The organism is Pseudomonas sp. HR96 (assembly GCF_034059295.1).
Lineage (GTDB): Bacteria > Pseudomonadota > Gammaproteobacteria > Pseudomonadales > Pseudomonadaceae > Aquipseudomonas.
The window spans coordinates 5,515,751-5,541,119 of the sequence record NZ_CP139141.1 but is presented as its reverse complement, the minus strand read 5'-3'; the positions used below and the strand labels follow the sequence as shown (position 1 = coordinate 5,541,119).

Below are 25,369 nucleotides of genomic sequence, written 5' to 3'. Positions count from 1 at the left end.
GCCATGAACCAGCTCAACGCCATGCGCGCGTTCCGTTGCATTGTCGAGGCCGGCGGCTTCACCGCGGCGGCGCAGCGCCTGGAGACCAACCATTCCACGGTGTCGCGGCAGTTGCAGCAGCTCGAGGCGCTGCTGGCGGTGCAGCTGGTGCAGCGCAACACCCGCCGCTTGAGCCTGACCGCAGCCGGTGAGCAGTATTACCAGGTCTGCGTGGAGGTGCTCGAGCGGCTCGACGGGGCTTCCCAGGCCTTGCAAAGTGCTGCCAGCCAGGTGCGCGGCCCGCTGCGGGTCAGCGTGCCGCTGAGCATCGGTACGCTGGAGCTGGGCAACTGGTTGCCGGCTTGGCGCCAGGCGTTTCCCGAAGTCCAGCTGTACCTGAGCAGTGACGACCGTTTCGTCGACGTGGTGGCCGAGAGTTTCGATGTCGCCCTGCGCATCAGCGAGCCGCTGGTGGACAGCGGCCTAAAGGCGCGTCTGTTGACCCGCAGCGAGATGGTGCTGGTAGCTTCCGCTGCCTACGTTCAGCGCCGTGGCTTGCCGCGCATCCCGCTGGAGCTTGCCGGCCACGAGTTGCTGAGCTTCGCGACCAGCGGTAGCTGGCCGCTGCGCGATCGCGACGGGAAGCTGCACCCGGTCAAGCTCGGCGCTGGTTTGCGCAGCGACACCATCACGGTCCTCTATGCTGCCGCGTTGGCCGGCAGCGGGATCGCCGCCTTCACCCACACCACCGTCGCCGCCGACCTGCAGGCTGGCCGGCTGGTGCGGATCCTGCCGGACTGCTCGCTGGGCGAGCGGCACTATTACGCGCTCTACTCGCAGACGCGCCATCTGCCTGCCCAGGCGCGCGCGTTCATTGACTTCATGGCGCACCACTACGCAGACTGAGCGGCTCAGCCTTCAGGGCATCCGCTACGGGAATCTTCATGCAAGTGTGGATCGACGCCGACGCCTGCCCGCGTCCGGCCCGCGACCAGGTCGTCAAGTTCGCTCTAAAGCGCGGTTTTGCGGTGTGCCTGGTGGCCGGCCAGCCGGTTGCCCGGCCGCCATATGCCATGGTCAAGCTGATTGTGGTGCCCAGCGGCCCCGATGCCGCCGACGATTACCTGGTGGAACACGCGCTGCCGGGCGAGCTGGTGATCTGCAGCGACGTGCCCCTGGCTGATCGCCTGGTCAGGAAGGGCGTGGCCGTGCTCGACCCACGTGGGCGCGAATTCGACGAGAGAAACATGGGCGAGCGCCTGGCGGTGCGCAACCTCTTCACCGACCTGCGCGAACAAGGCCAGGCCGGCGGTGGCCCGGCGGCCTATGGCGACAAGGACAAGCAGGCCTTTGCCAACAGCCTGGACCGGATTCTGACCCGGTTGATGCGTCAGGATTGAAGGCAGAGGAAGGAGGGGGCCGGTCTGAATGTCCAAGATGGCCACCAGCGGCCGCGCGGGCGGCCGGTGGGTGCCCTAGTACATCGTGAAGGCGAACCTCAGGGCATGCGTTTTTGCTCGGCCTTGGCCGCCATTTCCCGCTCCAGGCGCGCGCTGCGCACCCGGCGCCACAGCCACAGGCCCACGCCGACTACCAGCAACCCGCCGAGCACCCACAGCTCGTACTTCTTGACGTTGCCCAGCAGGGCTTCAAGCACCGAGCCGAAACGATAGGCGGCGAAGCCCAGCGCGGCGGCCCATACCGCTGCGCCCAGGCCGTTGAGCAGCAGGTAGCGGCGCGGCGGGTAGCCGGACAGGCCGATGGCCACCGGCATCACCGTGCGCAGGCCGTAGACAAAGCGGAAGCTCAACACCCAGATGTCCGGGTGCTTGCGGATGTGCTCCAGCGCGCGATCGCCCATCAGCTGCCAGCGCGGTTTGCGTGCCAGCAGCTTGCGGCCTTGCTTGCGACCCAGGAAATACCAGAGCTGGTCGCCCGCGTAGCTGCCGAAGAAGGCGACCACGACGACCAGGTTGATGTCCATGTACCCACGGAACGCGAGAAATCCAGCAAGGACCAAAATGGTCTCGCCTTCAAAGAACGTACCGAGAAAAAGGGCCAGGTAGCCGAATTCTTGCAGGAATTGTTGGAGCATTTTATGGATGCTGGCGAAATGAACGCGCAGCCTAACCCTTCGGGCTCGTTCAGGAAAGTGTCCAAATGTGTCTCGACGTTAACAATTGTTGCCGTGACAATGGTTGCGACCTGCAGTCGCGGTGTACTTCAGAGCGTCATCAAAGCGTCATAATGGCTGTTTATAACTGCCAAACTCGCCCGTTCGACGGGCCATGGAGTCCACCATGAGCTTCACCCCCGCCCAGCGCCTGTTCCCCGCCACTCGCCTGCGGCGCAACCGCCGTGACGAATTTTCCCGCCGACTGGTACGTGAAAATATTCTTACGGTCGATGATCTGATCCTCCCGGTGTTCGTGCTGGACGGTGAAAACCGTCGCGAGGCGGTGGCCTCGATGCCCGGCGTGGAGCGCCTGAGCATCGACCTGCTGCTGCAGGAAGCCGAGCACTGGGTGGAACTGGGCATCCCCGCCCTGGCGCTGTTCCCGGTGACGCCGGCAGCGCTGAAGTCGCTGGACGCGGCCGAGGCGTGGAACCCCCAGGGCATCGCCCAGCGCGCCACCCGTGCACTGCGTGACCGTTTCCCGCAACTGGGCGTCATTACCGATGTGGCTCTGGATCCGTTCACCACCCACGGCCAGGACGGCATCATCGACGAGCAGGGTTACGTGCAGAACGACATCACCGTCGATGCGCTGGTCAAGCAGGCGCTTTCCCACGCCGAGGCCGGGGCCCAGGTGGTCGCGCCGTCGGACATGATGGACGGGCGCATCCAGGCGATTCGCGAGGCACTGGAACTGGCCGGCCACGTCAACGTGCGCATCATGGCCTACTCGGCCAAGTACGCCAGCGCCTACTACGGGCCGTTCCGTGACGCTGTGGGCTCGGCGTCGAACCTGGGCAAGGCGGACAAGGCCTCGTACCAGATGGACCCGGCCAACGGCGACGAGGCCCTGCACGAGGTGGCCGCGGACCTGGTCGAGGGCGCCGATATGGTCATGGTCAAGCCAGGCATGCCGTATCTCGACATCCTTTATCGGGTGAAAAACGAATTCAAGGTGCCGACCTTTGTCTATCAGGTCAGTGGCGAGTACGCCATGCACAGGGCCGCGATCGATAACGGCTGGCTGGGCGAGGCGGTCATCCTTGAATCGCTGACAGCTTTCAAACGGGCAGGAGCCGACGGCATCCTGACGTATTTCGCCATTCGCGCCGCACAATTGCTACGAGGGCAGTAGCGCCCTCCAGGAACGCCAGATGAACAACGAAGGACTCAGTGAAACCGCAGTGAAGGAAGCCCAGCCGCTGCTGGAGCAGGTGATCGAGACGCCGCCGGACGCGCACCCCGCGCCAGAGCCGGTGGCCGAGGCCAGCGCCAGCGTGCCGCACCCGGCGCCGGTGGTGCCGGGGCTGGACGACAGCAGCCTGTACATCCACCGCGAGCTGTCGCAGCTGCAGTTCAATATCCGCGTGCTCGAACAGGCGCTGGATGAGTCCTATCCGTTGCTCGAAAGGCTGAAGTTCCTGCTGATCTTCTCCAGCAACCTCGACGAGTTCTTCGAGATCCGCGTGGCGGGCCTGAAGAAGCAGATCACCTTCGCCCGTGAACAGGCCGGCGCCGACGGCCTGCAGCCGCACCAGGCGCTGGCGCGCATCAGCGAGCTGGTGCACGGCCATGTCGACCGCCAGTACGCGATCCTCAACGACATCCTGCTGCCGGAGCTGGAGAAGCACCATGTGCGCTTCATCCGCCGGCGCCACTGGACGGTCAAGCTCAAGACCTGGGTGCGCCGCTATTTCCGCGACGAGATCGCGCCGATCATCACCCCGATCGGCCTGGACCCGACCCACCCGTTCCCGTTGCTGGTGAACAAGAGCCTGAACTTCATCGTCGAGCTCGAGGGCATCGACGCCTTTGGCCGCGACTCGGGCCTGGCGATCATCCCGGCGCCGCGTCTGCTGCCGCGGGTGATCAAGGTGCCGGAAGAAGTCGGTGGGCCGGGCGACAACTACGTGTTCCTGTCGTCGATGATTCACGCGCATGCCGACGACCTGTTCCAGGGCATGAAGGTCAAGGGCTGCTACCAGTTCCGCCTGACCCGCAACGCCGACCTGGCGCTGGACTCCGAAGACGTCGAAGACCTCGCCCGCGCCTTGCGCGGCGAGCTGTTCTCGCGGCGCTACGGCGATGCCGTGCGCCTGGAAGTCGCCGACACCTGCCCCAAGCACCTGTCGGACTACCTGCTCAAGCAGTTCAACCTGGCCGAGAGCGAGCTGTATCAGGTCAATGGCCCGGTCAACCTGACGCGGCTGTTCAGCATCACCGGCCTGGAAAGCCAGCGGCCGCTGCAGTATCGCCCGTTCACGCCGCAGATCCCCAAGCTGCTGCAGAACAGCGAAAACATCTTCAACGTCATCAGCAAGCAGGACATCCTCCTGCTGCACCCCTTCGAGTCGTTCACCCCGGTGGTCGACCTGCTGCGCCAGGCGGCAAAGGACCCCCATGTGCTGGCGGTGCGCCAGACCCTGTACCGCAGCGGCGCCAATTCGGAAATCGTCGATGCCCTGGTGGATGCCGCGCGCAACGGCAAGGAAGTCACTGCGGTGATCGAGCTGCGCGCGCGCTTTGACGAGGAGTCCAACCTGCAGTTGGCCAGCCGCCTGCAGGCCGCTGGTGCGGTGGTGATCTACGGCGTGGTCGGCTTCAAGACCCACGCCAAGATGATGCTGATCCTGCGCCGAGAAGGGCCGGAGATTCAGCGCTATGCGCACCTGGGCACCGGTAACTATCACGCCGGCAACGCCAAGCTGTACACCGACTACAGCCTGCTGACCTCCGACGACGCGCTGTGCGAAGACGTCGGCAAGTTGTTCAGCCAACTGATCGGCATGGGCAAGACGCTGCGCATGAAAAAGCTTTTGCATGCGCCGTTCACCCTGAAGAAGGGCATGCTCGACATGATTGCCCGCGAGACCCAGTTCGCCCTCGACGGCAAGCCGGCGCACATCATCGCCAAGTTCAACTCACTGACCGATGCGAAGATCATCCGCGCGTTGTACAAGGCCAGCCAGTCGGGCGTGCGCATCGACCTGGTGGTGCGCGGCATGTGCTGCCTGCGCCCGGGCATCGCCGGGGTCTCGCACAACATCCACGTGCGCTCGATCATTGGCCGCTTCCTCGAGCACACCCGGGTGTTCTACTTCCTCAACGGCGGTGAGGAGCAGATGTTCCTTTCCAGCGCCGACTGGATGGAGCGCAACCTCGACAAGCGCGTCGAGACCTGCTTCCCGGTGGAAGGCAAGAAGCTGATCATGCGGGTGAAGAAGGAGCTCGAGTGCTACCTGACCGATAACACCCATTCGTGGCTGCTGCAGTCCGACGGTCGCTACATCCGCAGCACACCGACCGGCAACCAGAATGCGCGCAGCGCGCAGGACACCTTGCTGGAGCGGCTGAGCAACCCGATCCTGCCGGTGCGCTGAACAGCTCGGGGGCTTTGCCCCCTCCCACATCCAACGTGGGAGGGGGCAAAGCCCCCAAGCTGTTCAGCCCGTCCATTACCGCACCGTCAAACTGAACCCCACCCGCGTCAGCCACTCGGCTTCCTGGGCGAAATCGGCCTGGGTCAGTTGATTGTCTTCCAGCCAGCCAGCCGGGAACTGCACGTCGAGGCTGTCTTCGTCGGCATGCAGGGTCACTTCCGGCATCTGCTGCGTGCCGCGGATGTGGTGGAACAGGATGGCGAAGCGCAGCAGCACGCACAGGCGGATCAACTTGGTGCCGTCTTCGCCGAACTCGGCGAACTTGTCCCGGGGAATGTTGCGCCGGTGGCCACGCACCAGCAGCGCCAGCATCTGCTGGTCTTCGCGGGAAAAGCCGGCCAGGTCCGAGTGCTCGATCAGGTAGGCGCCATGCTTGTGGTAGTGATAGTGGGCGATGTCCAGGCCGATTTCGTGGACCTTGGCTGCCCAGCGCAACAGCTCGCGCCACACGCCGTCGTCCAGGTCCCAGGCGTGCACCACCTGGTCGAAGGCGTGCAGGGCCTTGCGCTCCACGCGGGCGGCCTGGTCCATGTCGACGTGGTAGCGCTCCATCAGCGAGCTGAGGGTGCGCTCGCGCACGTCTTCGTGGTGATGGCGGCCCAGCAGGTCGAACAGTACGCCTTCGCGCAGTGCGCCCTCGCAGTGGTCCATGCGCTGCAGGTCCATGGCGTCGAAGATGGCTTCGAGGATGGCCAGCCCGGCGGGGAAGATCGAGCGCCGATCAGGCTTGATGCCCTCGAAGTCGATCTTGTCGACGTCGCCCAGCTTGAACAGCTTGCGCTTGAGCCAGCCAAGGCCTTCGGCGTTGACCTCGCCGTTACCCTGGCCATTGGCCTTGAGCGCCAGGCCGATGGCGCGGATGGTCCCGGACGAGCCGATCGCCTGGTCCCAGCCCAGACGATGCAGGGCGTTCTCGATGCTCATGATTTCCAGGCGCGCGGCGGTGTAGGCCTGGGCGTAGCGGGCCGGGGTGATCTTGCCGTCGCGGAAATAACGCTGGGTGAAGCTGACGCAGCCCATCTGCAGGCTTTCGCGCAGCATCGGCTCGAAGCGCTGGCCGATGATGAATTCGGTGCTGCCGCCGCCAATGTCGGCCACCAGGCGCTTGCCCGGGTCGTCGGGCAGGGTGTGCGAGACGCCCAGATAGATGAGGCGCGCTTCTTCACGGCCGGAGATCACCTCCACCGGGTGGCCGAGAATTTCCTCCGCCCGGCGGATGAATTCGCCACGGTTGCGCGCTTCACGCAGGGCATTGGTACCGACGATGCGCACGGCGCCCAGGGGCAGGCCGTTGATCAGCTGGGCGAAGCGCTTGAGGCAGTCGAGCCCGCGCTGCATCGACTCTTCGCTGAGCCGGCGCTCTTCGTCGATGCCGGCAGCCAGTTGAACCTTCTCGCCCTGGCGCTCGAGGATGCGGATTTCGCCGACATGGGCCTTGGCTACCACCATGTGGAAGCTGTTCGAGCCCAGGTCGATGGCGGCGATCAGGGAAAGATTCTTGGCTTTGAGGTCGGGCATGATCAGAGGATCTCGGTCGTTAACCGCAACATCGTGCCACGATCCCACCGCGCCGCCAACGCGCGGCTGAAACCGGCGGCGCGTTACGCCGGCTGCAGGCCGATGAAGTTGGCCAGTTCGGCGGTCTGCGGGTGGGCGAAAAGCACCTTGGGATCACCGCTCTCGTGCACCTTGCCCTGGTGCATGAACACCAGCTTGTCGCCGACTTCACGGGCAAAGCGCATCTCGTGAGTGACCATGATCAGGGTCATGCCTTCTTCGGCCAGCTGGCGCACCACGCCAAGCACTTCGTTGACCAGTTCCGGGTCCAGCGCGGAGGTGATTTCGTCGCACAGCAGTACTCGCGGCTGCATGGCCAGGGCGCGGGCGATGGCCACGCGCTGCTGCTGGCCGCCGGAAAGCTTGTCGGGGAAGGCATCGAATTTTTCCCCGAGGCCGACCTTGGCGAGCATCAGGCGGGCGCGCTCGGCCGCTTCGGCCCTGGAGATTTTCTGCACCACCTGCGGCGCGAGCATGACGTTCTCACCGACTGTCAGGTGCGGGAACAGGTTGAATTGCTGGAACACCATGCCGACCTTCTGGCGCAGGCTGCGCAGGTCGGCGCGGGCCGAGTCGAGGTATTCGCCGTCGACCTCGATGACCCCGTCGTTGATCGACTCCAGGCCGTTGAGGGTGCGCAGCAGCGTGCTCTTGCCCGAGCCGCTGCGCCCGATGATCGCCACCACCTGGCCTTCTTCGATGCTCAGGTCGATGCCCTGCAGCACATGGTGGTCGCCGTAGTATTTGTGCAGTGCGGAGATTCTAAGCAGAGGCATGCAGTTTCCTTTCCAGATAACGGGCGCCCAGCGACAGCGGGTAGCACAGGGCGAAGTAACCCAGCGCCACCAGGCCATAGACCATGAAGGGCTCGAAGGTGGCGTTGGCGAGCATGCCGCCGGTCTTGGTCAGCTCGGTGAAGCCGATGATCGAGGTCACCGCCGTGCCCTTGACCACCTGCACCGAAAAACCCACGGTGGGCGCCACGGCGATGCGCAGCGCCTGCGGCAGAATCACGTGGCGCAATTGCTCGTACGGGGTCAGGGCCAGGCTGGCCGAGGCCTCCCATTGGCCCCGGTTGATCGACTCGACGCAACCGCGCCAGATCTCCGCCAGGTAGGCGCTGGTGAACAGGGTCAGGGCCAGCGCAGCCGCCGCCCAGGGCGAAATATCGCCGCCCAGCAGCGAGACGCCGAAGAACACCAGAAACAGTTGCATGAGCAGTGGCGTGCCCTGGAACAGGTCGATGTAGGTGCGCGCCAGGTTGCGTGGCAGGGCCTTTTCGGAGATCCGCATGAGCATGACCAGCAGGCCGATCACGCCCCCGCCGATAAAGGCCACCAGCGACAGCGCGGCCGTCCACTGCAAGCCAGTGAGCAGGTTGCGCACGATGTCCCACAGGGTGAAATCCATCAGCGGTTCCTCATCACGAAGCGCCGGCCCACCCAGTTGAGCAGTACGCGGATGGCCATGGCCATTACCAGGTAGATCACGGTGGTCAGCAGGTAGGTTTCGAACGAGCGGAAATTGCGCGACTGGATGAAGTTGGCGTAGAAGCTCAGCTCCTGGGTGGCGATTTGCGAGCACACCGCCGAGCCAAGCATGACGATGATGATCTGGCTGGTCAGGGCAGGCCACACCTTGCCCAGCGCGGGCAGCAGCACCACGTGGCGGAACGCTTCGAAGCGGCTCATGGCCAGCGCCGCAGAGGCTTCCAGCTGCCCCCGGGGGATGGCCTGCACGCCGGCGCGGATGATCTCGGTGGAGTAGGCGCCGAGGTTGATTACCATGGCCAGTACCGCCGCAGTCCATTCGCTGATCTGGATGCCCAGCGACGGCAGGCCGAAGAAGATGAAGAACAGCTGCACGAGAAACGGCGTGTTGCGGATCAGTTCGACGTAGACGCCGAAAATTGCCGAGAACGGCTGGATCTTCCAGGCCCGTACCCCCGCGCCGATGATGCCCAGGCCGACCCCGAGCACGGCGCCGATGGCTGTCAGCTCCAGGGTGAACAGCGCGCCGCGCAGCAACAGGTCGGCGTTCTGCAAGACCGGGTGGAAGTCGAAGTGGTAGGCCATGTCGTGTCCGCCGGGTCAGAGGTGAGAGGTCACAGGTCAGCCGGCAGTGGTTGCTTGAGCCAGGTTTGCGAATTCTTTTCCAGGCGACCGTCGGCCTTGGCCTGCTCCAGTATCTCGTTGACCTTGGCCAGCAGCTGCGGCTCGTTCTTGTTCACCCCCACGTACACCGGCGAATCCTTGAGCTTGACCTTGAGCGCCGGCAACCGCTTGGGGTTCTTCTGCGCGATGGCCACCATGACCACGTTGCCGCTGGCGATCAGGTCGACCTGCCCGGCCAGGTAGGCCGCGATGGTCGAGTTGTTGTCCTCGAAGCGCTTGATGGTGGCGTCGGCGGGGGCGACCTTGCTCAGCTCGATGTCCTCGATGGCGCCACGGGTGACGCTGATGGTCTTGCCTTTGAGGTCGTCGAGCGCTGCAATCGGCGCCTCGGGCGGACCGAAAACCGCCAGGTAGAAGGGCGCGTAGGCGCGGGAAAAGTCGATGACCTGTTCGCGTTCGGGGTTCTTGCCCAGGCTGGAGATCACCAGGTCGACCTTGCCGGTGGTGAGGAATGGAATGCGGTTGGTGCTATTGACCGGGGTCAGCTGCAGCTTGACCTGCAGCTGGTCGGCGATCAGCCGCGCGGTGTCGATGTCCAGGCCGCGAGGCTGCATGTCCGGGCCGATCGAGCCGAAGGGCGGGAAGTCCTGGGGTACCGCGACCTTCAGCGTGCCCCGGCTGACGATGTCGGCCAGGCCATCGGCGTGAGCAGGGGCTTGGCTGAGCAGCAGGCTGGCGAGCAGGCCGGCGAGCAGGGCGAGGCGGCGGGTCATCATGACATTCTCCAGTGGGGCGGGTCGTGGTCGACCCCGGTGCACCGGGCTATTGCACGGCCCATGCCAAACTGGCCTGCGGCCTCTGGGTGGCTGCGCCCCCTCGCACGCCCGAAGTACCTACTGCAATCAACACGGGAGCGGCCCTGGCCTGCACCTACCCTTCGAGGCGCGCGCCACGGTATCGGCAGCTGATCGATTGCGGCGCATGTGGCCGCGCCAAACCCGTGCGTACGCCTCGTATCGGTGCGCCGGCAGCCGGGGCCACCCATTAAATGGAACATAAGTAAAATCACCAACGTCTATAGTGACAGTCAATCAAGGCTGGCTTCCTGTACATGGCGCAGCCAGCTATGATGTGTGCAGTTTTTTCCAGATTCCAAACGGAGACCCTCCATGAGCAACGATCTTATCAAGCACGTTAGCGACGCCAGCTTCGAGCAGGATGTACTGAAGGCTAGCGGCCCTGTGCTCGTTGACTACTGGGCTGAGTGGTGCGGCCCCTGCAAGATGATCGCCCCGGTATTGGACGACCTGGCCAGCCACTACGATGGCAAACTCACCATCGCCAAGCTGAACATCGACGAGAACCAGGAAACCCCGGCCAAGCATGGCGTGCGTGGTATCCCTACGCTGATGCTGTTCAAGAACGGCAACGTCGAGGCGACCAAGGTCGGCGCCCTGTCGAAATCGCAGCTGCAGGCGTTCCTCGACGCCAATATTTAAGCTGTTACAAAACCCCGCACCTTGCGGGGTTTTTTCTGGGGGCATGACTAGACTCCCGGAAATCGAGGTGGTACATTCGGCCTCGCGCTTGTTTCTCCAGTGCCCCCTGCAAGCCGTCGCCGACGCACTCCTACTCGAACAAGTACGCGATCCTGTCGCCTTCTCTGCGGCGCGGCCTCATTAAGCCCAAAGCTTAATTTCTCCCCTCCATACACGATTACGTCATTCCCCTATGAATCTGACTGAACTCAAGCAAAAGCCGATTACCGATCTGCTCGAAATGGCCGAACAGATGGGCATAGAAAATATGGCCCGTTCGCGCAAGCAAGATGTGATTTTCTCCCTGTTGAAAAAGCACGCCAAAAGCGGCGAGGAAATCTCCGGTGATGGCGTGCTGGAGATTCTCCAGGACGGCTTCGGCTTCCTGCGTTCGGCTGATGCCTCGTACCTCGCCGGCCCCGACGACATCTACGTCTCGCCGAGCCAGATCCGCCGCTTCAACCTGCGCACCGGCGATACCATCGTCGGCAAGATTCGGCCGCCAAAGGAAGGCGAGCGTTATTTCGCCCTGCTGAAAGTCGACACGATCAACTTCGACCGTCCCGAGAACGCGAAGAACAAGATCCTGTTCGAAAACCTGACGCCGCTGTTCCCCAACGAGCGCATGAAGATGGAAGCCGGCAACGGTTCCACCGAAGACCTGACCGGTCGGGTCATCGACCTCTGCGCGCCGATCGGCAAGGGCCAGCGCGGCCTGATCGTCGCCCCGCCGAAAGCGGGCAAGACCATCATGCTGCAGAACATCGCCGCCAATATCACGCGTAACAACCCCGAGTGCCACCTGATCGTTCTGCTGATCGACGAGCGCCCGGAAGAAGTGACCGAGATGCAGCGTACCGTGCGCGGCGAAGTGGTTGCGTCGACCTTCGACGAACCGCCGACCCGTCACGTGCAAGTGGCCGAAATGGTCATCGAGAAGGCCAAGCGCCTGGTCGAGCACAAGAAGGACGTGGTCATCCTGCTCGACTCGATCACCCGTCTGGCACGTGCCTACAACACCGTGATCCCGAGCTCCGGCAAGGTGCTGACCGGTGGTGTCGACGCCCACGCCCTGGAGAAGCCCAAGCGTTTCTTCGGCGCCGCGCGCAACATCGAGGAAGGCGGTTCGCTGACCATCATCGCCACCGCGCTGGTTGAAACCGGCTCGAAGATGGATGAAGTGATCTACGAAGAGTTCAAGGGGACCGGCAACATGGAATTGCCCCTGGACCGCAAGATCGCCGAGAAGCGCGTCTTCCCGGCCATCAACATCAACCGTTCGGGCACCCGTCGCGAAGAACTGCTGACCGCCGACGACGAACTGCAGCGCATGTGGATCCTGCGCAAGCTGCTGCACCCGATGGACGAAGTGGCCGCCATCGAGTTCCTGGTCGACAAGCTCAAGCAGACCAAGACCAACGACGAGTTCTTCCTGTCGATGAAACGCAAGTAAGTCGGTTTTCCTGACTTCAGCAATGGCGCCCATGTGGCGCCATTGTTGTTTCTGCTGCCGCTCATTGCAGGAATCTTCCTACAGGCTTTTCGGAGGCGCCTGACTGTCCGGCCATCATCGCAAGCGTCACCCTGCTTCTTCGTTGAACACGGGAGAGTCATGGGATGAAAAGCTCGATTGCATGGGTCGTCGGAGCGCTGCTGATGGCGCCGCTGGCGCACGCTGATTTCTATCTGAAACCCAGAAGCGGTACTGTCGATCAGCTCAAAAAGGTCTACGGCGTCCACCGGGTCGGCATGGTTACCCTCGAATACAGGGTGATGGCGGATGGGGAGGTGACCTACGTGTCCATGCTGGGCAGCGAGGATCCTGAGTTGGCACGCGACTTCAGGCGCATCCTGCAGCGTTGGCGATATGAGCCTTGGCCGCTCGAGAACGGCCATCCGCCCTACGTGGATATCATGCTTCCGCTGATTTCTGTCTATGCGCCCCAGGGCCGCGAGCAGCGCCTGAGGGCGCCGCTTGCCCGCACCTGTCAGAACCTCCTGGATCAGCATCGGCCACCCGCTGCAGGCGACGAGTTCGGCGGGGTCGACTGGGCCCTCAATCGTGCGTTTGTCAGCGGCAAGGTGTCCTGGAACGAGCGTCGAGCCTTGCTGCAGCAGCTGTCCGACTCCTGGGCGGATGTGCTGCTGGCTTGTGGCCAGGAGCCGCACCGGCCGTTTGTGGATTTTTTACCTACGCACAGTCCTCAGGGTGAAAACCTGCCTGAAAGCTCCTGACCCGCACCTTGGCTTGGGGCCGCCGCCTCGCATCAGGTACGATGTCCACCTATTTGATTGAATGGCGTGGTCGATGAAATTCAAGGATCTTCGGGATTTCGTGCAGCAGCTGGAGCAGCGCGGCGAGTTGAAGCGCATCCAGGTGCCGATTTCCCCTGTGCTGGAAATGACCGAAGTCTGCGACCGCACCCTGCGCGCCAAGGGCCCGGCGCTGCTGTTCGAGAAGCCCACCGGCTTTGATATCCCCGTGCTGGGCAACCTGTTCGGTACCCCTGGGCGGGTGGCGCTGGGTATGGGCGCCGAGGACGTTTCCGAGCTGCGCGAGATCGGCAAGCTGCTGGCTTTTCTCAAGGAGCCGGAGCCGCCCAAGGGGCTCAAGGACGCCTGGTCGAAGCTGCCGATCTTCAAGAAGATCATTGCCATGGCGCCCAAGGTGGTAAAGGACGCGGCTTGCCAGGAGATCGTCATCGAGGGCGACGACGTCGACCTCGGCATGCTGCCGGTGCAGCACTGCTGGCCGGGCGACGTGGCGCCGCTGATCACCTGGGGCCTGACGGTGACCAAGGGGCCGAACAAGGAACGGCAGAACCTGGGCATCTACCGCCAGCAAGTGATTGCCCGCAACAAGGTGATCATGCGCTGGTTGAGCCATCGTGGCGGCGCGCTGGATTACCGCGAGTGGTGCGAGAAACACCCTGGCCAGCCGTTTCCAGTGTCGGTGGCGCTGGGCGCGGACCCTGCGACCATCCTCGGCGCGGTCACCCCGGTGCCGGACAGCCTGTCGGAATACGCCTTCGCCGGCTTGTTGCGCGGCAACCGTACCGAGCTGGTCAAATGCCGTGGCAATGACCTGCAGGTGCCAGCCACCGCCGAGATCATCCTCGAAGGGGTGATCCATCCCGGCGAAATGGCTCCGGAAGGCCCGTATGGCGACCACACCGGCTACTACAATGAAGTGGACAGCTTCCCGGTGTTCACCGTCGAGCGCATCACCCACCGTATCAAGCCGATCTATCACAGCACCTACACCGGCCGGCCGCCGGATGAGCCGGCGATTCTTGGCGTGGCCTTGAATGAAGTGTTCGTGCCGATCCTGCAGAAGCAGTTTCCCGAGATCACCGATTTCTACCTGCCGCCGGAGGGTTGCTCCTATCGCATGGCAGTGGTGACCATGAAAAAGCAGTACCCGGGCCACGCCAAGCGGGTGATGCTGGGGGTCTGGTCGTTCCTGCGCCAGTTCATGTACACCAAGTTCGTGATCGTCACCGACGACGACATCAATGCCCGCGACTGGAACGACGTGATCTGGGCTATCACCACGCGCATGGACCCCAAGCGCGACACGGTGATGATCGACAACACGCCGATCGACTACCTGGACTTCGCCTCGCCGGTGTCCGGGCTGGGTTCGAAGATGGGCCTGGATGCCACGCACAAGTGGCCCGGCGAGACCACCCGCGAGTGGGGCCGCGTCATCGTCAAGGACGAAGCGGTGACCCGGCGCATCGATGAGCTGTGGAACCAGTTGGGAATAGACTGATGCGCGTGACCTTGCAGCCTTCGGGCACCGTATTGCAGACCGAGCCGGGCGAACGGATCCTGGCGGCTGCCCAGCGTTCCGGGCACGACTGCCCGCAGAGCTGCCGCAACGGCAACTGCCACGTCTGCGCGGCGCTGCTGGTGGCGGGAAGCGTGCGCCAGGAGGGCCAGGTGCACACCCATGGGGAGGTCTATACCTGCATCGCCGAACCTCTGGAGGACTGCGAATTGCTCTGGGACGGCGTGCTCGCTCCGGGGGAGCTGCCGGTGCGGCGCATGGCCTGCCAAGTCAGCGAGTGCCTGGAGGTGGGTGGCGATGTCTGGCGCGTGCGCTTGCGCGCGCCGGCCGGCAAGCCACCGCGCTACCACGCCGGGCAATACCTGATGATCGAGCGGGACAACGGCGAGAAGTCGGCGTTCTCGCTGGCCTCGGCCCCTCACGGCGGCCGCGATCTGGAGCTGCACATCCTGGTGCGTGAGGACAGTTCCCGGGAGTTGATTACCCAATTGCAGCGCGACGGTATCGCCCGCATCGAAATGCCGTTCGGCGATACCCATCTGGCGCAGCTGCCGGCCGGGCCGCTGGTGCTGATCGCCGCCGGCACCGGTATGGCGCAGATGCATGCGCTGATCGAGCATTGCCGCGCAGCGGGCTTCAAGTACCCGGTGCACCTGTACTGGGGCGCCCGGCGGCCTGAGGATTTCTACCGGCTGGAGCACTGGGACGAGTGGAAGCGGGTGCCCAACCTGTTCCTGCATCAGGTGGTCAGCGACCTGTGCGGCTGGGAAGGGCGGTGCGGCATGCTGCATGAAGCGGTCAGCGAGGACATTGCCGACCTGTCCCAGGTGCACGTCTACGCCAGCGGCTCGCCGGCCATGGTCTATGGGACGCTGGACGCCCTGGTGGCGGCGGGCATGGATGCGCATCAGATGCGCGCCGACGTGTTCGCCTACGCCCCGCGCCCCTAGAATTTCACGCCGACATTGACCATGGTCGCGGCAAAGCCGAGCAGCACCCATTCGACCCCCACCGGCCCCAGATTGGCGCCCACCGCAGGAATGACTGCGGGCGCCACCCCAAAACGGTTCAGCGGGATCTTGTCGCGGTACTCGCCGCGATAACCGTGCACCAATCCACCGCTCAGTTTGGCGTACAGCGGCAGCCCGCTGGCGTCGAAGCGCTTGCCGACGTAGGCATAGTGCGAGCGCTGCGAGAACGAATTGCGAAAGGTGGCGGCACCGTAGATGAGCTTATCGGCCCGGTTGCGCTCAAGCCCGAACAGATCCTGCCGATTGTTGTAATTATCGTTGTTGGCGAAATGGCTGGTGTGGACACTGGCTTGCACGTACCAGTGTTCGTCGCTCGCCTGAGCGGTGGGCGCTTGGACGGCGAGCGCGACGAGCGCGGCGGACGGCAACGGCAGGAGTTTTCGGAGCATAGGTACGGCCTTGGCAAGCGGAATGGGAATGGATCGGTCTAGCCGACCTTTTTCTCCGATTCGAGGCCTGCTCGGCAATCAGCTATTTCGACATGGCTTGTAGGAAAATTCGCCGTTATATGTGGGATCTAAGCTTATGCACTTTTTAGTGCAACTTTCCCCGGCCTGGCTCCATTCGGTGCGCTGTCGCTGGCAAGTTGCCCAATTGGGTGCATGGCAACTTGGAGAATGTTGCAAATGATCGGCGATGAGCTCGCCAGTCGTCGCAAAGGCTTGTTTTCCTGCGGCAATTTGCCGTAGGTTGAACCAAGCTCGGATTTAACGAACAGGTAGTGCGTGGCGCAGGTCATTCACGGGGAAGCCAGGCGACTACTATGTCGGCGCTTGAAATAGCAGATCTCAATGTTGTCTATCCACCGTCGCTGGACCTCGGCCCGCAACTGACCGATGAACAGCTGACGCACTCGATCGAAAGTACCATGCGCCGGCATCACGGCGGCCCGGTCTGGCTGTTCGCCTACGGTTCGCTGATCTGGCGCCCGGAATGCTCGGCGGTCGAGCGTCGTCGCGCTCGAGTACACGGCTACCATCGCGGCTTGTACTTGTGGTCCCACGAGCACCGCGGTACCCCGGAGTGCCCAGGCCTGGTGTTCGGCCTGGATCGGGGCGGTTCATGCAGCGGGTTTGCCTATCGGCTGCCGGAAGACCAGCTGGAGTGCTCGCTGGTGGCGCTGTGGAAGCGCGAGATGCCGTATCCTTCCTACCGGCCGCATTGGCTCAATTGCCGTCTCGATGACGGCAGCAAGGTTCAGGCGCTGGGCTTCGTGCTGGAGCGCCACTTGCCCAGCTATGCGGGCAACCTGCCCGACAACTTGCTCAGCCAGATTCTGGCCAGCGCCAGCGGCCGCTACGGCACGACCCTGGATTACGTCGAACAGACCATCGCCGCCCTGCGCAGCCATGCCATGCCCGATCGCAATCTGGAAGCGCGCATCAAGCGTTGCCATTCCTGCCCATGAGTGCTCAGTGTGACAGCTCGCCATAGTGCTCGATGCCGGCCTCCAGCCCCACAGCCAGGCCAACCTGCGGTCGCCATGACGCGCCGCTGAGCTTGTCGAAGCGCGTGGTGTATTCGCCCAGCACCACCCGCCGTTGCCCAGCGTCCTCCTCGGCGATGCCCAGATAGGTATGGCTGCGCATGGCGGCATAGATCGGCTGGTCGGCGAGCATCTGCTGGTGGGCGGCGCGCACATCGGCATCGGTCAGGTTCAGGCACTTGCGCAGCGCCACACCCCACCGCGTCAGGCAGGTTTCGGCAAAATGGCGAACCAGCCGCCCAGGCTCCTTGAGCAGGGCCGGGCCCTGAGCACCGTTGCGCGAGGCGTTGCCCACCAGGGTGGCGTGGCGCCCCGGCATGGGGAAGATCGAGGTGCGCGTCTGCGCCTGGGTGATCGGGATGACGCTGGCAAAGGTTTTCGAGCGCTCGTCGCGGGCATAAAAGCCGACGTACTCGCGCACATTGGCGCCAAGCCGGGTCTTGTCGATCTGGAAATTCAGCGGCCCGGGCACCGGGTCGATGGTGAAGATATTCACTGGAATATCGCGCAATTGCGGGTCGAGCAGCATCGCGTTGGCCAGCATATGGCAGCTGATGCCGCCACGGCTCCAGCCCACCAGGTTGACCTGCGTGGGAATGATTGCGCCCTTGCGGTGGATGGCCACCAGCTGCTTCTGCAGCTGCTGCTGGTTGATCTTGCGCTCGCCGTAGTCGTACACCCGCGACCAGAAGCTGCCGCTGATCTCGACGTCGTCGATGGCCACCCCATGATTCTTGAGGTTCTCGTAGTCGGCCTGGGTCAGCACGGTGCGCTGCCAGTCGAAGCGGCCTTTCATGATATTCAGCGCGTGCGCGATGTTGCTCTGCCATCCCTTGCCAAAGGCGACGCCGGCATAAGGGTGGTTCTTCGACTCAACGGTCAGCTCGTCCGCCTGCAGGTTGCCGCTGCCTGGGCCGTCCAGCACGACCCAGTGGGCGAACTCATGGCCTTCGGTGTGGTTGGCCAGGGTCGACACCAGCTCGCCATCCCAGTAGTCGGGATGGGCAGCATCGAAGCGGGTGGAGCCGGTGCCGCAGAAGTAAACGGTGAAAATGGTCATGGGCGGTGCTCGTCGGTGGTCGTGGGAGCACCAGTTGAGCTCAGCTCGGGCAAGCAGGGCACTTGGAAGCGTTGCTTTGACCCCGGGTCTTTCAGTCGCGGACCCGAACCACCAGCTTGCCCACCGCCCGCCGTTGCGCGAGGTCGGCGACGGCCTGACCCGCCTGCTCCAGCGGGTAGACACGGGACACCCGCGGCTTGAGCTTGCCCTCTGCATACCAGGCAAAGAGTTGCTGAAAGTTGCTGGCATTGTCCGCCGGCTGACGCTGGGCGAAGGCGCCCCAGAAGACGCCAAGCACCGCCGCGCCCTTGAGCAGCACCAGGTTGGCCGCCAGCTGGGGGATGGTGCCGCTGGCGAAGCCGACCACCAGCAGGCGGCCATTCCAGGCCAGCGAGCGTACAGCGGGCTCGAACAGCTCGCCGCCGACCGGGTCGTAGATCACATCGACACCGTTGCCCTGGGTCAACCGTTTGAGCTCGTCCTTGAGGTGGCATTCGCGGTAGTTGATCAACTCATCGGCGCCGGCAGCCTTGGCCAGGGCGAGCTTTTCGGAGCTGCTCGCGGCGGCGATCACCCGTGCCCCCATGGCCTTGCCGATTTCCACGGCGGCCAGGCCCACGCCGCCCCCGGCGCCGAGCACCAGCAAGGTTTCACCCGGCTGCAACTGGCCGCGTTGCTTGAGCGCATGCATCGAGGTGCCGTAGGTCATGCTGAAGGCGGCGGCGGTGGTGAAATCCATGCCGGCCGGCATGGGCAGGACGTTATAGGCCGGCACCGCCACTTGTTCGGCGAAACTGCCCCAGCCGGTCAGGGCCATGACGCGGTCACCGATCTGGAACTGCCCCGCCTTGGCGCCAACGCTGCTGACCACTCCCGCCGCTTCGCCGCCGGGAGAGAAGGGCAAGGGGGGCTTGAATTGGTACTTGCCCTCGATGATCAGCGTGTCGGGGAAATTGACCCCGGCGGCATGCACGTCGAGCACGATCTCGTTGCTCCTGGCTTCGAGCTCGGGCATGTCTTGCAGCACAAGATTCTCGGCAGGACCGAAGGCTTTGCACAACACTGCTCTCATCGGGCTATTCCTTTGCAAGTGATGGCCGATAAGTACAGGAGCATGAAGTTTACGGTCAACCAGCATGCCGGCTGTGGATAAGCCGCCATAACCGCTGGCGTCTGTGCTCGGCTTGGGTATGCTGACCGTCATTGGAACGAGGAGTGAACTGTGAAAGCGTGGATCGTGATGCTGCTGGCCTTGTCGGTGCCCTTTGCGGCACTGGCCGAAGAGGCGAAGGAAGGAGAGGGCGCGGCGCCCACCGTGGCCTACGTGTCGCTGAGCCCGCCCTTCGTCGGCAATTATGCGCTGGACGGCAGCCCCAAGCTGCACGTCTACAAGGCCGACGTTGCCCTCAAGGTGACGGGTGCCGAGGCGGTCGCGGCGGTCAAGCACCAGGATCCGTTGATCCGCAACCAGCTGGTCGCCTTGTTCGCCCAGCAGACAGTGGATTCGCTGAGCAACGTCGAGGCCAAGGAAAAACTCCGTCAGGAAGCGCTCAAGCAGGTGCAGCAGGTGATGAACGACGAAGAGGGCAAGCCCATCGTCGAAGACCTGCTGTTCAACAACCTGATCATTCAGTAAGCGCGAGCACGGCCGCCCACTGGGCTGCCGTGACCGGCATCACTGACAGGCGACTGCCTTTGTGCACCAGCGCCAGCTCCGCCAGGGCCGCCTGTTGCTTGAGCAGGCCCAGCCCCAGCACGCGCTTGAAGGTGCGCACGTGCTCGACGTCCAGCGCGCTCCAGGGGTTTTTCTCGGCGCTGGCTTTGGGGTCGTGATAGTGGCTCTGCGGGTCGAGCGCTGTCGGGTCGGGGTAGGCGGCGGCGCGGATGCGGGCGATGCCGGCGATGCCCGGTTCGGGGCAGCTGGAGTGGTAGAAGAAAAACTCGTCGCCGGCGGCCATGGTGCGCATGAAATTGCGTGCCTGATAGTTGCGCACGCCGTCCCAGCGCGCTTTGCCCAAGGCCGCCAGGGCACTGATGGACAGCTCGTCCGGTTCGGATTTCATCAGCCAGTAGGCCATTCTCGACTTCCCTTCAGTAGGCTGCGCCTGGCGCGCACGAGCCAATCCATGTCCGTGCGCGACAAACCGACAGCCGGTTGACGTCAATGTTTGCGTGGAGCGACGGGTTGTCGCAGAATGCGCGCATTTTAAGCCAGACGTTGCTGATCGGCCTATCGGTTTACCCGTTGTCGACACCGTTGCAAGCTGTAACCGAGGGGGGTTATCGATGCGCCGTAAACCGGATCTGTTGTGGGTATTGGTCTTTATCTTCGGCCTGGGTGTCGTCACCACCGGTTATGCGCAAAGCTTGTGGAGCCACAAAAGCAACGACGAGCCGCAGGTGCAAACCGCCCCCGCCAAGCGCTGATCAGGCGCTCACGCCACCTTTCTCCAGCGGGCCTGCGACATACCAGCGCAGGTCCGAGACCGTGCCCTGCAAAGGGATGTCCCAGCTGGCCTGGGCCAGTCGCTCGACCTTCTGACATTCGTGGGCCAGTCCCAGCAGCAGCGGTTTTTGCCAGGCATGGCGGCGCGCGCGATAGGCCAGGCTGCGGTCGTAGAAGCCGCCGCCCATGCCCAGCCGCCCACCCGCGTCGTCAAAACCCACCAAGGGCATCAACACCAGGTCCAGGGCCCAGATGGCGCGCTGCCGGGCGCGGCGCACCACTGGCTCCGGAATGCCGAAGCGGTTGGCCTTGAAGCGTTCTCCCGGGAGGATGCGCTGAAACACCATCCGCGTCCGCGGCCAGGCGCTGAGCACCGGCAGGTAGGTGCGCTTGCCGCGTCGCTGCGCCTCGGCCAGCAGCAGGCCAGGGTCGATCTCGCCATCATTGGGCAAATACAGCGACACATGCCGCGCGCGGCGAAACAGCGGGTGCTGCGCCAGCTGCCGGTACAGGCCACGGGCGGCGGCACGCTGCTCGGCTGGCGTCAGGGCGCGACGAGCCTTGCGCAGTTGGCGGCGCAGCTGTTGACGGGTGGGCTGGTCGGGTTGGCTCATCGTGCGGCAGGGCCCCTGGCTAACTCATTGGCCGGGGCAGGCCGCTGCGAAGCGTACGCCACGGATTCGGGCGGTTTGATACCACTGCCGGCCGAGCAGGCAGAGGTCATTGAACTGGACTCCCCGACGAACCGCTGTCGGTGTAGCCCTTGAACCCGAAAGTTCAAGGTGGAGATTGCAGGAGGCTTTAAGGCTTTCCGTCTAGCGGACATGCACACCAGCCCCAACGTGCAACCCCCGTGGTTGTGCGTATCGGCTCAGGGACATGACCGACTGGCAAGCACTCCAGGGAGTCGGGAAATTATACCCGAAAGTCGCAGGGAAAATCAGCCCTTGCTGCCATCCTGATCAGTGGCGAGCGCCAGGTCGACGCGGTCGAGCAGGTCGCGGACCTGTTCGCGGGTGGATCCATTGGCCGACAATTCCGGTGTTTCCTGGCGATGCAGCAGGTCGTGGGTGATGTTCAGCGCCGCCATGACCGCGATCCGATCGGCCCCGATGACTTTGCCGCCGCTGCGGATTTCGCGCATCTTGCCGTCCAGGTAGCGCGCGGCGCTGACCAGGTTGCTACGCTCTTCGGGAGGGCAGATGATCGAGTATTCCTTGTCCAGGATATGGACGGTCACGCTATTGCTTGAACTCATGAGTCTTGCTCCAGGGCCTTGAGGCGCGAAATCATCGATTCCACCTTACGCCGGGCGATTTCGTTTTTTTCGATAAGGTGGGCGCGCTCCTCGCGCCAGGTTTTTTCCTGCGCTAATAGGAGTCCGTTTTGCCGTTTAAGTTGCTCGACTCGATCAATCAGGAGTTCGAGCTTGCCCATCAGCGCTTGCAGTTCATTTGTTTGCATGGGGTCCAGTTACGGTCTGACAGGTGAAGGGGCGATCCTGGTTTGCTGGAATCGGCGGCGTCGATGGTCTTGGCGCGCCTGCCGGTGCTAGGATACAAGGCCTCCATTCTAGTCATTGCGCCGCTTGGCGCCTAGTTGCCCATGCCTATACAGAACTCCCCGTACCACGCTTTCGCTACCTTGCTCGCCGGTAGCGGCCATCCCGTTTCCCCCGCCGAGCTGCACGGCCTGCTGTTGGGGCGTAGTTGCGCTGGCGCAGGCTTCGAGCTCGAGCCCTGGCTGGTCGATGCCAGCGAGTTGCTGGGTGCGCAGCCGGCCGACAACGTGCGTCAGGCGCTGATCGGCCTGCAGGAAATGGTCAAGGGTGAGCTGGGCAGCGACGACATGACTGTCGTGCTGCTGTTGCCTTCCGATGATGCGCCGCTGCGCGAGCGCGCCGAAGCCCTGGGCCAGTGGTGCCAGGGCTTTCTCGCAGGCTTCGGCCTGACCGCCCGCGATACGGCCTTGAGCACCGAGGCCATGGAAGTGCTGCAGGACCTGGCAGCGATCGCCCAGGTGCAGGACGCCCTGGAGGAGTCCGACGACGGCGAGAGCGACTACATGGAAGTGATGGAATATCTGCGCGTCGCGCCGCTGCTGCTGTTCACCGAATCGGCCAAGGGCGCCGTTGCGCCTGTGGCCAAGCCCTCCGTTCACTGATCACCACGGGGCTTCGCGCTGCCTATGACTCATATCCCGAAAGCGGAATACGCCCGCCGTCGCAAGGCACTGATGGCGCAGATGGAGCCCAACAGCATTGCCATCCTGCCGGCCGCCGCCGTGGCCATCCGCAACCGCGACGTCGAGCATGTCTATCGCCAGGACAGCGACTTCCAGTACCTGAGCGGTTTCGGCGAGCCGGAGGCGGTGATGGCGTTGATCCCGGGGCGCGAGCACGGCGAATACGTGTTGTTCTGCCGCGAGCGCAATCCCGAGCGTGAACTGTGGGACGGCCTGCGCGCCGGCCAGGATGGCGCCATGAGCGAATACGGCGCCGATGACGCCTTCCCCATCAGCGACATCGACGACATTCTGCCGGGCCTCATCGAGGGCCGTGACCGGGTCTATTCGGCCATGGGCAGCAATGCCGAATTCGACCGCCACCTGATGGAGTGGATCAACGTCATCCGTTCCAAGACGCGCATGGGCGCGCAGCCGCCCAAGGAGTTCGTGGCCCTCGACCACCTGCTGCACGACATGCGCCTCTACAAGTCGGCGGCCGAGATCAAGACCATGCGCCACGCGGCGGCGATCTCGGTGCGCGCGCACATCCGCGCCATCCAGGCCTGCCGTGCCGGGCTGCACGAGTTCAGCCTGGAGGCCGAGCTCGACTACGAATTTCGCCGGGGCGGGGCGAAGATGCCGGCCTACGGCTCGATCGTCGCCGCCGGGCGCAACGGTTGCATCCTGCACTATCAGGAGAATGACGCGGTGCTCAAGGACGGCGACCTGGTGCTGATCGACGCCGGCTGCGAAATCGACTGCTACGCCAGCGACATCACTCGCACCTTTCCGGTCAGCGGGCGGTTTTCCGCCGAGCAGAAGGCGCTCTACGACGTGGTGCTCAAGTCCCAGGAAGCGGCGTTCGCGGCGATCGGCCCGAACAGGCACTGGAACCAGGCCCACGAGGCCACGGTGCGGGTGATCACCGAGGGTCTGGTCGAGCTGGGCCTGCTGCAGGGTGACGTCGACGAGCTGATCGCCGGCGACGCCCATCGCGAGTTCTACATGCACCGTGCCGGCCACTGGCTAGGCATGGACGTGCACGACGTCGGCGAATACAAGGTTGGCGGTGAATGGCGAGTGCTCGAGCCGGGCATGACCCTGACCGTGGAGCCGGGTATCTACATCGCCCCGGACAACACCCGGGTCGCGAAGAAATGGCGCGGCATCGGCATCCGCATCGAGGACGACGTGGTGGTCACGCGCAAGGGCTGCGAGGTGCTGACCGCCGGCCTGCCGCGCAGCACCGCCGACATCGAGGCGATGATGGCCGCTGCCAGGGTCGGTGCGCCTTGAACCGGGTCAATATCGCCATCGTCGGTGGCGGCCTGGTCGGCGCCAGCCTGGCGGTAGCCCTGCAGGCCGGGGCCAAGGCGCGTGGCTGGAAGATAGTGCTGATCGAGCCCTTCGCGCCGGGCGACAGCTATCAGCCCAGCTACGACGCACGCTCTTCGGCGCTGTCCTTCGGCACCCGGCAGATCTACGACCGCCTGGGCCTGTGGCCGGCCATCAGCCAGCGCTCGGAGCCGATCCGGCAGATCCACGTGTCCGACCGCGGCCGTTTTGGCAGCACCCGCCTGGTCGCCAGCGAAGAAGGCGTGCCGGCGCTCGGCTACGTGGTGGAAAATGCGTGGCTGGGGCAGTGCCTGTGGCAGGCCCTGGACCGCGAGGTGGTCAGCTGGCGCTGCCCGGCCGAAGTGACGGCCATGCAGGCAGTGCAAGCGGGTTATCGCCTCTCGCTCAACGATGACACCCAGCTGGACTGCGACCTGGCGATTCTTGCCGATGGCGGGCGCTCCGGCCTGCGCGAACAACTGGGCATCGCAGTGCGCGAACGGCCCTACGACCAGAGCGCGCTGATCGCCAATATCACCCCCGGCGAAGCGCACCTGGGCCAGGCGTTCGAACGCTTCACCGAAGACGGCCCGATGGCCTTGCTGCCGCTGCCGGACAACCGCTGCGCGCTGGTCTGGACGCGCAAGGGCATGGATGCGCGGCGCCTGGTCGAGCTGGACGAAAAAACCTTCCTGGCGCAGTTGCAGGATGTGTTCGGCTACCGCCTGGGGCCGCTGCGCCAGGTCGGCGCGCGGCACCTCTATCCGCTGTCGCTGGTCGAAGCGCAAGAGCAGGTGCGCCCGCATCTGGTGGTGCTCGGCAATGCCGCACACGCCTTGCATCCGATTGCCGGGCAGGGCTTCAACCTGTCGCTGCGCGATGTTCAGGCGCTGACCGAGGCCCTGCTGGCCAGCACCGCAGCGCTGGGCGATTTCGCCACGCTGCGCGGCTATCGCCAGCGCCAGCAGCTCGACCAGCAGCTTACCGTGGGCTTTTCCGACCAGGTCACGCGCCTGTTCGGTGCCTCGCGGCCGGTGCTGGCGCTGGGTCGCAACCTGGGCCTGCTCGGCCTTGACCTGCTGCCGCCGGCCAAACGCTGGTTCGCTCGCCAGGCCATGGGCCTGGGCACCCGCCCGGACCTTTGAATTGAATCTCGACCGGCGGCCTCGGCTGCCCAAGGCATGGTTG

Annotated in this window: 28 protein-coding genes and 1 other RNA gene; 15 read left to right on the top strand and 14 right to left on the bottom strand. The window is 64.2% G+C overall.

Annotated elements, in window-relative coordinates; translation table 11 throughout:
- The first annotated feature begins 3 nt into the window (after positions 1 to 3).
- Positions 4 to 885, top strand: a complete 882-nt coding sequence (locus SFA35_RS24815) for a LysR family transcriptional regulator (RefSeq protein WP_320573734.1) — start codon at positions 4 to 6, stop codon at positions 883 to 885.
- 38 nt (positions 886 to 923) lie between these two features.
- On the top strand, positions 924 to 1,379 hold the full coding sequence (locus tag SFA35_RS24810) for a YaiI/YqxD family protein (protein ID WP_320573731.1): 456 nt from the start codon (positions 924 to 926) through the stop codon (positions 1,377 to 1,379).
- Between the two features lie 98 nt (positions 1,380 to 1,477).
- On the opposite strand, the gene SFA35_RS24805 is transcribed toward SFA35_RS24810, so the two are convergent.
- On the bottom strand, positions 1,478 to 2,074 hold the full coding sequence (locus tag SFA35_RS24805; protein WP_320573729.1) for a DedA family protein: 597 nt from the start codon (positions 2,072 to 2,074) through the stop codon (positions 1,478 to 1,480).
- A 205-nt stretch (positions 2,075 to 2,279) separates the two neighbouring features.
- Between SFA35_RS24805 and hemB the strand changes: the two genes are divergently transcribed.
- Both hemB and ppk1 read left to right on the top strand, forming a co-directional pair.
- A complete protein-coding gene (gene hemB, locus SFA35_RS24800; protein WP_320573726.1) occupies positions 2,280 to 3,290 on the top strand; it encodes a porphobilinogen synthase in 1,011 nt (336 codons plus the stop codon).
- A gap of 19 nt (positions 3,291 to 3,309) precedes the next feature.
- Entirely contained in the window at positions 3,310 to 5,535 is a 2,226-nt protein-coding gene (gene ppk1 / locus SFA35_RS24795; protein WP_320573724.1) for a polyphosphate kinase 1, read from the top strand.
- A gap of 75 nt (positions 5,536 to 5,610) precedes the next feature.
- On the opposite strand, the gene ppx is transcribed toward ppk1, so the two are convergent.
- The 5 genes from ppx to SFA35_RS24770 form a co-directional block, all read right to left on the bottom strand.
- Positions 5,611 to 7,113: an exopolyphosphatase gene (gene ppx, locus SFA35_RS24790; protein WP_320573722.1), complete on the bottom strand. Its 1,503-nt coding sequence runs from the start codon at positions 7,111 to 7,113 to the stop codon at positions 5,611 to 5,613.
- 83 nt (positions 7,114 to 7,196) lie between these two features.
- Positions 7,197 to 7,928: an amino acid ABC transporter ATP-binding protein gene (locus SFA35_RS24785; protein WP_320573721.1), complete on the bottom strand. Its 732-nt coding sequence runs from the start codon at positions 7,926 to 7,928 to the stop codon at positions 7,197 to 7,199.
- Positions 7,915 to 8,565: an amino acid ABC transporter permease gene (locus tag SFA35_RS24780; RefSeq protein WP_320579216.1), complete on the bottom strand. Its 651-nt coding sequence runs from the start codon at positions 8,563 to 8,565 to the stop codon at positions 7,915 to 7,917. The genes SFA35_RS24785 and SFA35_RS24780 overlap by 14 nt, the downstream gene beginning before the upstream one ends.
- Entirely contained in the window at positions 8,562 to 9,227 is a 666-nt protein-coding gene (locus SFA35_RS24775) for an amino acid ABC transporter permease (protein WP_320573719.1), read from the bottom strand. Before SFA35_RS24775 ends, SFA35_RS24780 begins: the two co-directional genes overlap by 4 nt.
- 29 nt (positions 9,228 to 9,256) lie before the next feature.
- A complete protein-coding gene (locus SFA35_RS24770; protein ID WP_320579214.1) occupies positions 9,257 to 10,039 on the bottom strand; it encodes a transporter substrate-binding domain-containing protein in 783 nt (260 codons plus the stop codon).
- A gap of 396 nt (positions 10,040 to 10,435) precedes the next feature.
- Between SFA35_RS24770 and trxA the strand changes: the two genes are divergently transcribed.
- The 5 genes from trxA to SFA35_RS24745 all read left to right on the top strand — a co-directional run bounded on the left by trxA (position 10,436) and on the right by SFA35_RS24745 (position 15,547).
- The gene (gene trxA / locus SFA35_RS24765; RefSeq protein ID WP_320573717.1) at positions 10,436 to 10,765 is read left to right on the top strand and encodes a thioredoxin TrxA; all 330 of its coding nucleotides are present in this window, start codon (positions 10,436 to 10,438) and stop codon (positions 10,763 to 10,765) included.
- 232 nt (positions 10,766 to 10,997) lie between these two features.
- Complete coding sequence (gene rho, locus SFA35_RS24760; RefSeq protein ID WP_320573716.1) at positions 10,998 to 12,257, top strand: transcription termination factor Rho; 1,260 nt, start codon at positions 10,998 to 11,000, stop codon at positions 12,255 to 12,257.
- A gap of 164 nt (positions 12,258 to 12,421) precedes the next feature.
- Positions 12,422 to 13,039: an energy transducer TonB gene (locus SFA35_RS24755; protein ID WP_320573714.1), complete on the top strand. Its 618-nt coding sequence runs from the start codon at positions 12,422 to 12,424 to the stop codon at positions 13,037 to 13,039.
- 73 nt (positions 13,040 to 13,112) lie between these two features.
- On the top strand, positions 13,113 to 14,579 hold the full coding sequence (gene ubiD, locus SFA35_RS24750) for a 4-hydroxy-3-polyprenylbenzoate decarboxylase (protein WP_320573712.1): 1,467 nt from the start codon (positions 13,113 to 13,115) through the stop codon (positions 14,577 to 14,579).
- Positions 14,579 to 15,547, top strand: coding sequence for a CDP-6-deoxy-delta-3,4-glucoseen reductase (locus SFA35_RS24745; protein ID WP_320573709.1), 969 nt, complete (start codon positions 14,579 to 14,581; stop codon positions 15,545 to 15,547). Before ubiD ends, SFA35_RS24745 begins: the two co-directional genes overlap by 1 nt.
- Here SFA35_RS24745 and SFA35_RS24740 read toward each other — a convergent pair.
- Complete coding sequence (locus SFA35_RS24740) at positions 15,544 to 16,017, bottom strand: sn-glycerol-3-phosphate transporter (RefSeq protein WP_320573707.1); 474 nt, start codon at positions 16,015 to 16,017, stop codon at positions 15,544 to 15,546. The genes SFA35_RS24745 and SFA35_RS24740 overlap by 4 nt on opposite strands.
- 374 nt (positions 16,018 to 16,391) lie before the next feature.
- Here SFA35_RS24740 and SFA35_RS24735 point away from each other — a divergent pair, with 374 nt between their 5' ends.
- On the top strand, positions 16,392 to 17,036 hold the full coding sequence (locus tag SFA35_RS24735; RefSeq protein ID WP_320573705.1) for a gamma-glutamylcyclotransferase: 645 nt from the start codon (positions 16,392 to 16,394) through the stop codon (positions 17,034 to 17,036).
- 4 nt (positions 17,037 to 17,040) lie between these two features.
- Here the strand turns inward: SFA35_RS24735 and SFA35_RS24730 are convergent, their stop codons facing one another.
- Together SFA35_RS24730 and SFA35_RS24725 are read right to left on the bottom strand one after the other, a co-directional pair.
- Positions 17,041 to 18,174 (bottom strand): hypothetical protein, encoded by a 1,134-nt coding sequence (locus tag SFA35_RS24730; protein ID WP_320573703.1) that lies wholly within the window; start codon positions 18,172 to 18,174, stop codon positions 17,041 to 17,043.
- A gap of 91 nt (positions 18,175 to 18,265) precedes the next feature.
- On the bottom strand, positions 18,266 to 19,246 hold the full coding sequence (locus SFA35_RS24725; RefSeq protein ID WP_320573701.1) for an NADPH:quinone oxidoreductase family protein: 981 nt from the start codon (positions 19,244 to 19,246) through the stop codon (positions 18,266 to 18,268).
- Positions 19,247 to 19,396: 150 nt separating this feature from the next.
- On the opposite strand from SFA35_RS24725, the gene SFA35_RS24720 reads away from it, so the two are divergent.
- Positions 19,397 to 19,810 carry a flagellar basal body-associated protein FliL gene (locus SFA35_RS24720; protein WP_320573699.1) on the top strand — a complete coding sequence of 138 codons (414 nt, stop codon included), beginning with the start codon at positions 19,397 to 19,399 and terminating at the stop codon, positions 19,808 to 19,810.
- Here the strand turns inward: SFA35_RS24720 and SFA35_RS24715 are convergent.
- Positions 19,800 to 20,252, bottom strand: a complete 453-nt coding sequence (locus tag SFA35_RS24715; RefSeq protein WP_320573697.1) for an EVE domain-containing protein — start codon at positions 20,250 to 20,252, stop codon at positions 19,800 to 19,802. The two genes, SFA35_RS24720 and SFA35_RS24715, sit on opposite strands and share 11 nt — an antisense overlap.
- 208 nt (positions 20,253 to 20,460) lie before the next feature.
- Here SFA35_RS24715 and SFA35_RS24710 point away from each other — a divergent pair, with 208 nt between their 5' ends.
- On the top strand, positions 20,461 to 20,601 hold the full coding sequence (locus tag SFA35_RS24710) for a hypothetical protein (protein ID WP_320573695.1): 141 nt from the start codon (positions 20,461 to 20,463) through the stop codon (positions 20,599 to 20,601).
- On the opposite strand, the gene SFA35_RS24705 is transcribed toward SFA35_RS24710, so the two are convergent.
- The 4 genes from SFA35_RS24705 to SFA35_RS24690 all read right to left on the bottom strand — a co-directional run bounded on the left by SFA35_RS24705 (position 20,602) and on the right by SFA35_RS24690 (position 22,084).
- Complete coding sequence (locus SFA35_RS24705) at positions 20,602 to 21,234, bottom strand: 5-formyltetrahydrofolate cyclo-ligase (RefSeq protein ID WP_320573693.1); 633 nt, start codon at positions 21,232 to 21,234, stop codon at positions 20,602 to 20,604. It abuts the gene before it with no gap.
- Positions 21,235 to 21,350: 116 nt separating this feature from the next.
- A non-coding RNA gene (ssrS, locus tag SFA35_RS24700) (6S RNA) lies at positions 21,351 to 21,529 on the bottom strand.
- A 31-nt stretch (positions 21,530 to 21,560) separates the two neighbouring features.
- On the bottom strand, positions 21,561 to 21,878 hold the full coding sequence (locus SFA35_RS24695) for a cell division protein ZapA (protein WP_320573691.1): 318 nt from the start codon (positions 21,876 to 21,878) through the stop codon (positions 21,561 to 21,563).
- Complete coding sequence (locus tag SFA35_RS24690; protein WP_320573689.1) at positions 21,875 to 22,084, bottom strand: TIGR02449 family protein; 210 nt, start codon at positions 22,082 to 22,084, stop codon at positions 21,875 to 21,877. The genes SFA35_RS24695 and SFA35_RS24690 overlap by 4 nt, the downstream gene beginning before the upstream one ends.
- Before the next feature lie 141 nt (positions 22,085 to 22,225).
- Here SFA35_RS24690 and SFA35_RS24685 point away from each other — a divergent pair, with 141 nt between their 5' ends.
- The 3 genes from SFA35_RS24685 to ubiH are packed head-to-tail and all read left to right on the top strand — an operon-like array spanning position 22,226 to position 25,326.
- Positions 22,226 to 22,783, top strand: a complete 558-nt coding sequence (locus SFA35_RS24685) for a YecA family protein (RefSeq protein ID WP_320573687.1) — start codon at positions 22,226 to 22,228, stop codon at positions 22,781 to 22,783.
- Between the two features lie 24 nt (positions 22,784 to 22,807).
- Complete coding sequence (gene pepP / locus SFA35_RS24680) at positions 22,808 to 24,142, top strand: Xaa-Pro aminopeptidase (RefSeq protein WP_320573685.1); 1,335 nt, start codon at positions 22,808 to 22,810, stop codon at positions 24,140 to 24,142.
- Positions 24,139 to 25,326, top strand: a complete 1,188-nt coding sequence (gene ubiH / locus SFA35_RS24675; protein WP_320573683.1) for a 2-octaprenyl-6-methoxyphenyl hydroxylase — start codon at positions 24,139 to 24,141, stop codon at positions 25,324 to 25,326. Before pepP ends, ubiH begins: the two co-directional genes overlap by 4 nt.
- Positions 25,327 to 25,369: the final 43 nt, after the last annotated feature.

Excerpts from the sequence above, each read along its gene's own strand:
- SFA35_RS24815 (WP_320573734.1), top strand. The coding sequence starts at position 4 with ATGAACCAGCTCAACGCCATGCGCGCGTTCCGTTGCATTGTCGAGGCC.
- SFA35_RS24745 (WP_320573709.1), top strand. The coding sequence starts at position 14,579 with ATGCGCGTGACCTTGCAGCCTTCGGGCACCGTATTGCAGACCGAGCCG.
- SFA35_RS24695 (WP_320573691.1), bottom strand. The coding sequence starts at position 21,878 with ATGAGTTCAAGCAATAGCGTGACCGTCCATATCCTGGACAAGGAATAC.
- SFA35_RS24775 (WP_320573719.1), bottom strand. The coding sequence starts at position 9,227 with ATGGCCTACCACTTCGACTTCCACCCGGTCTTGCAGAACGCCGACCTG.
- ubiD (WP_320573712.1), top strand. The coding sequence starts at position 13,113 with ATGAAATTCAAGGATCTTCGGGATTTCGTGCAGCAGCTGGAGCAGCGC.
- ppx (WP_320573722.1), bottom strand. The coding sequence starts at position 7,113 with ATGCCCGACCTCAAAGCCAAGAATCTTTCCCTGATCGCCGCCATCGAC.
- SFA35_RS24690 (WP_320573689.1), bottom strand. The coding sequence starts at position 22,084 with ATGCAAACAAATGAACTGCAAGCGCTGATGGGCAAGCTCGAACTCCTG.
- SFA35_RS24705 (WP_320573693.1), bottom strand. The coding sequence starts at position 21,234 with ATGAGCCAACCCGACCAGCCCACCCGTCAACAGCTGCGCCGCCAACTG.
- SFA35_RS24715 (WP_320573697.1), bottom strand. The coding sequence starts at position 20,252 with ATGGCCTACTGGCTGATGAAATCCGAACCGGACGAGCTGTCCATCAGT.
- pepP (WP_320573685.1), top strand. The coding sequence starts at position 22,808 with ATGACTCATATCCCGAAAGCGGAATACGCCCGCCGTCGCAAGGCACTG.
- ppk1 (WP_320573724.1), top strand. The coding sequence starts at position 3,310 with ATGAACAACGAAGGACTCAGTGAAACCGCAGTGAAGGAAGCCCAGCCG.
- SFA35_RS24810 (WP_320573731.1), top strand. The coding sequence starts at position 924 with ATGCAAGTGTGGATCGACGCCGACGCCTGCCCGCGTCCGGCCCGCGAC.
- SFA35_RS24755 (WP_320573714.1), top strand. The coding sequence starts at position 12,422 with ATGAAAAGCTCGATTGCATGGGTCGTCGGAGCGCTGCTGATGGCGCCG.
- SFA35_RS24785 (WP_320573721.1), bottom strand. The coding sequence starts at position 7,928 with ATGCCTCTGCTTAGAATCTCCGCACTGCACAAATACTACGGCGACCAC.
- SFA35_RS24735 (WP_320573705.1), top strand. The coding sequence starts at position 16,392 with ATGTCGGCGCTTGAAATAGCAGATCTCAATGTTGTCTATCCACCGTCG.
- hemB (WP_320573726.1), top strand. The coding sequence starts at position 2,280 with ATGAGCTTCACCCCCGCCCAGCGCCTGTTCCCCGCCACTCGCCTGCGG.
- SFA35_RS24725 (WP_320573701.1), bottom strand. The coding sequence starts at position 19,246 with ATGAGAGCAGTGTTGTGCAAAGCCTTCGGTCCTGCCGAGAATCTTGTG.
- SFA35_RS24805 (WP_320573729.1), bottom strand. The coding sequence starts at position 2,074 with ATGCTCCAACAATTCCTGCAAGAATTCGGCTACCTGGCCCTTTTTCTC.
- SFA35_RS24710 (WP_320573695.1), top strand. The coding sequence starts at position 20,461 with ATGCGCCGTAAACCGGATCTGTTGTGGGTATTGGTCTTTATCTTCGGC.
- SFA35_RS24740 (WP_320573707.1), bottom strand. The coding sequence starts at position 16,017 with ATGCTCCGAAAACTCCTGCCGTTGCCGTCCGCCGCGCTCGTCGCGCTC.
- trxA (WP_320573717.1), top strand. The coding sequence starts at position 10,436 with ATGAGCAACGATCTTATCAAGCACGTTAGCGACGCCAGCTTCGAGCAG.
- SFA35_RS24730 (WP_320573703.1), bottom strand. The coding sequence starts at position 18,174 with ATGACCATTTTCACCGTTTACTTCTGCGGCACCGGCTCCACCCGCTTC.
- SFA35_RS24770 (WP_320579214.1), bottom strand. The coding sequence starts at position 10,039 with ATGACCCGCCGCCTCGCCCTGCTCGCCGGCCTGCTCGCCAGCCTGCTG.
- rho (WP_320573716.1), top strand. The coding sequence starts at position 10,998 with ATGAATCTGACTGAACTCAAGCAAAAGCCGATTACCGATCTGCTCGAA.
- SFA35_RS24685 (WP_320573687.1), top strand. The coding sequence starts at position 22,226 with ATGCCTATACAGAACTCCCCGTACCACGCTTTCGCTACCTTGCTCGCC.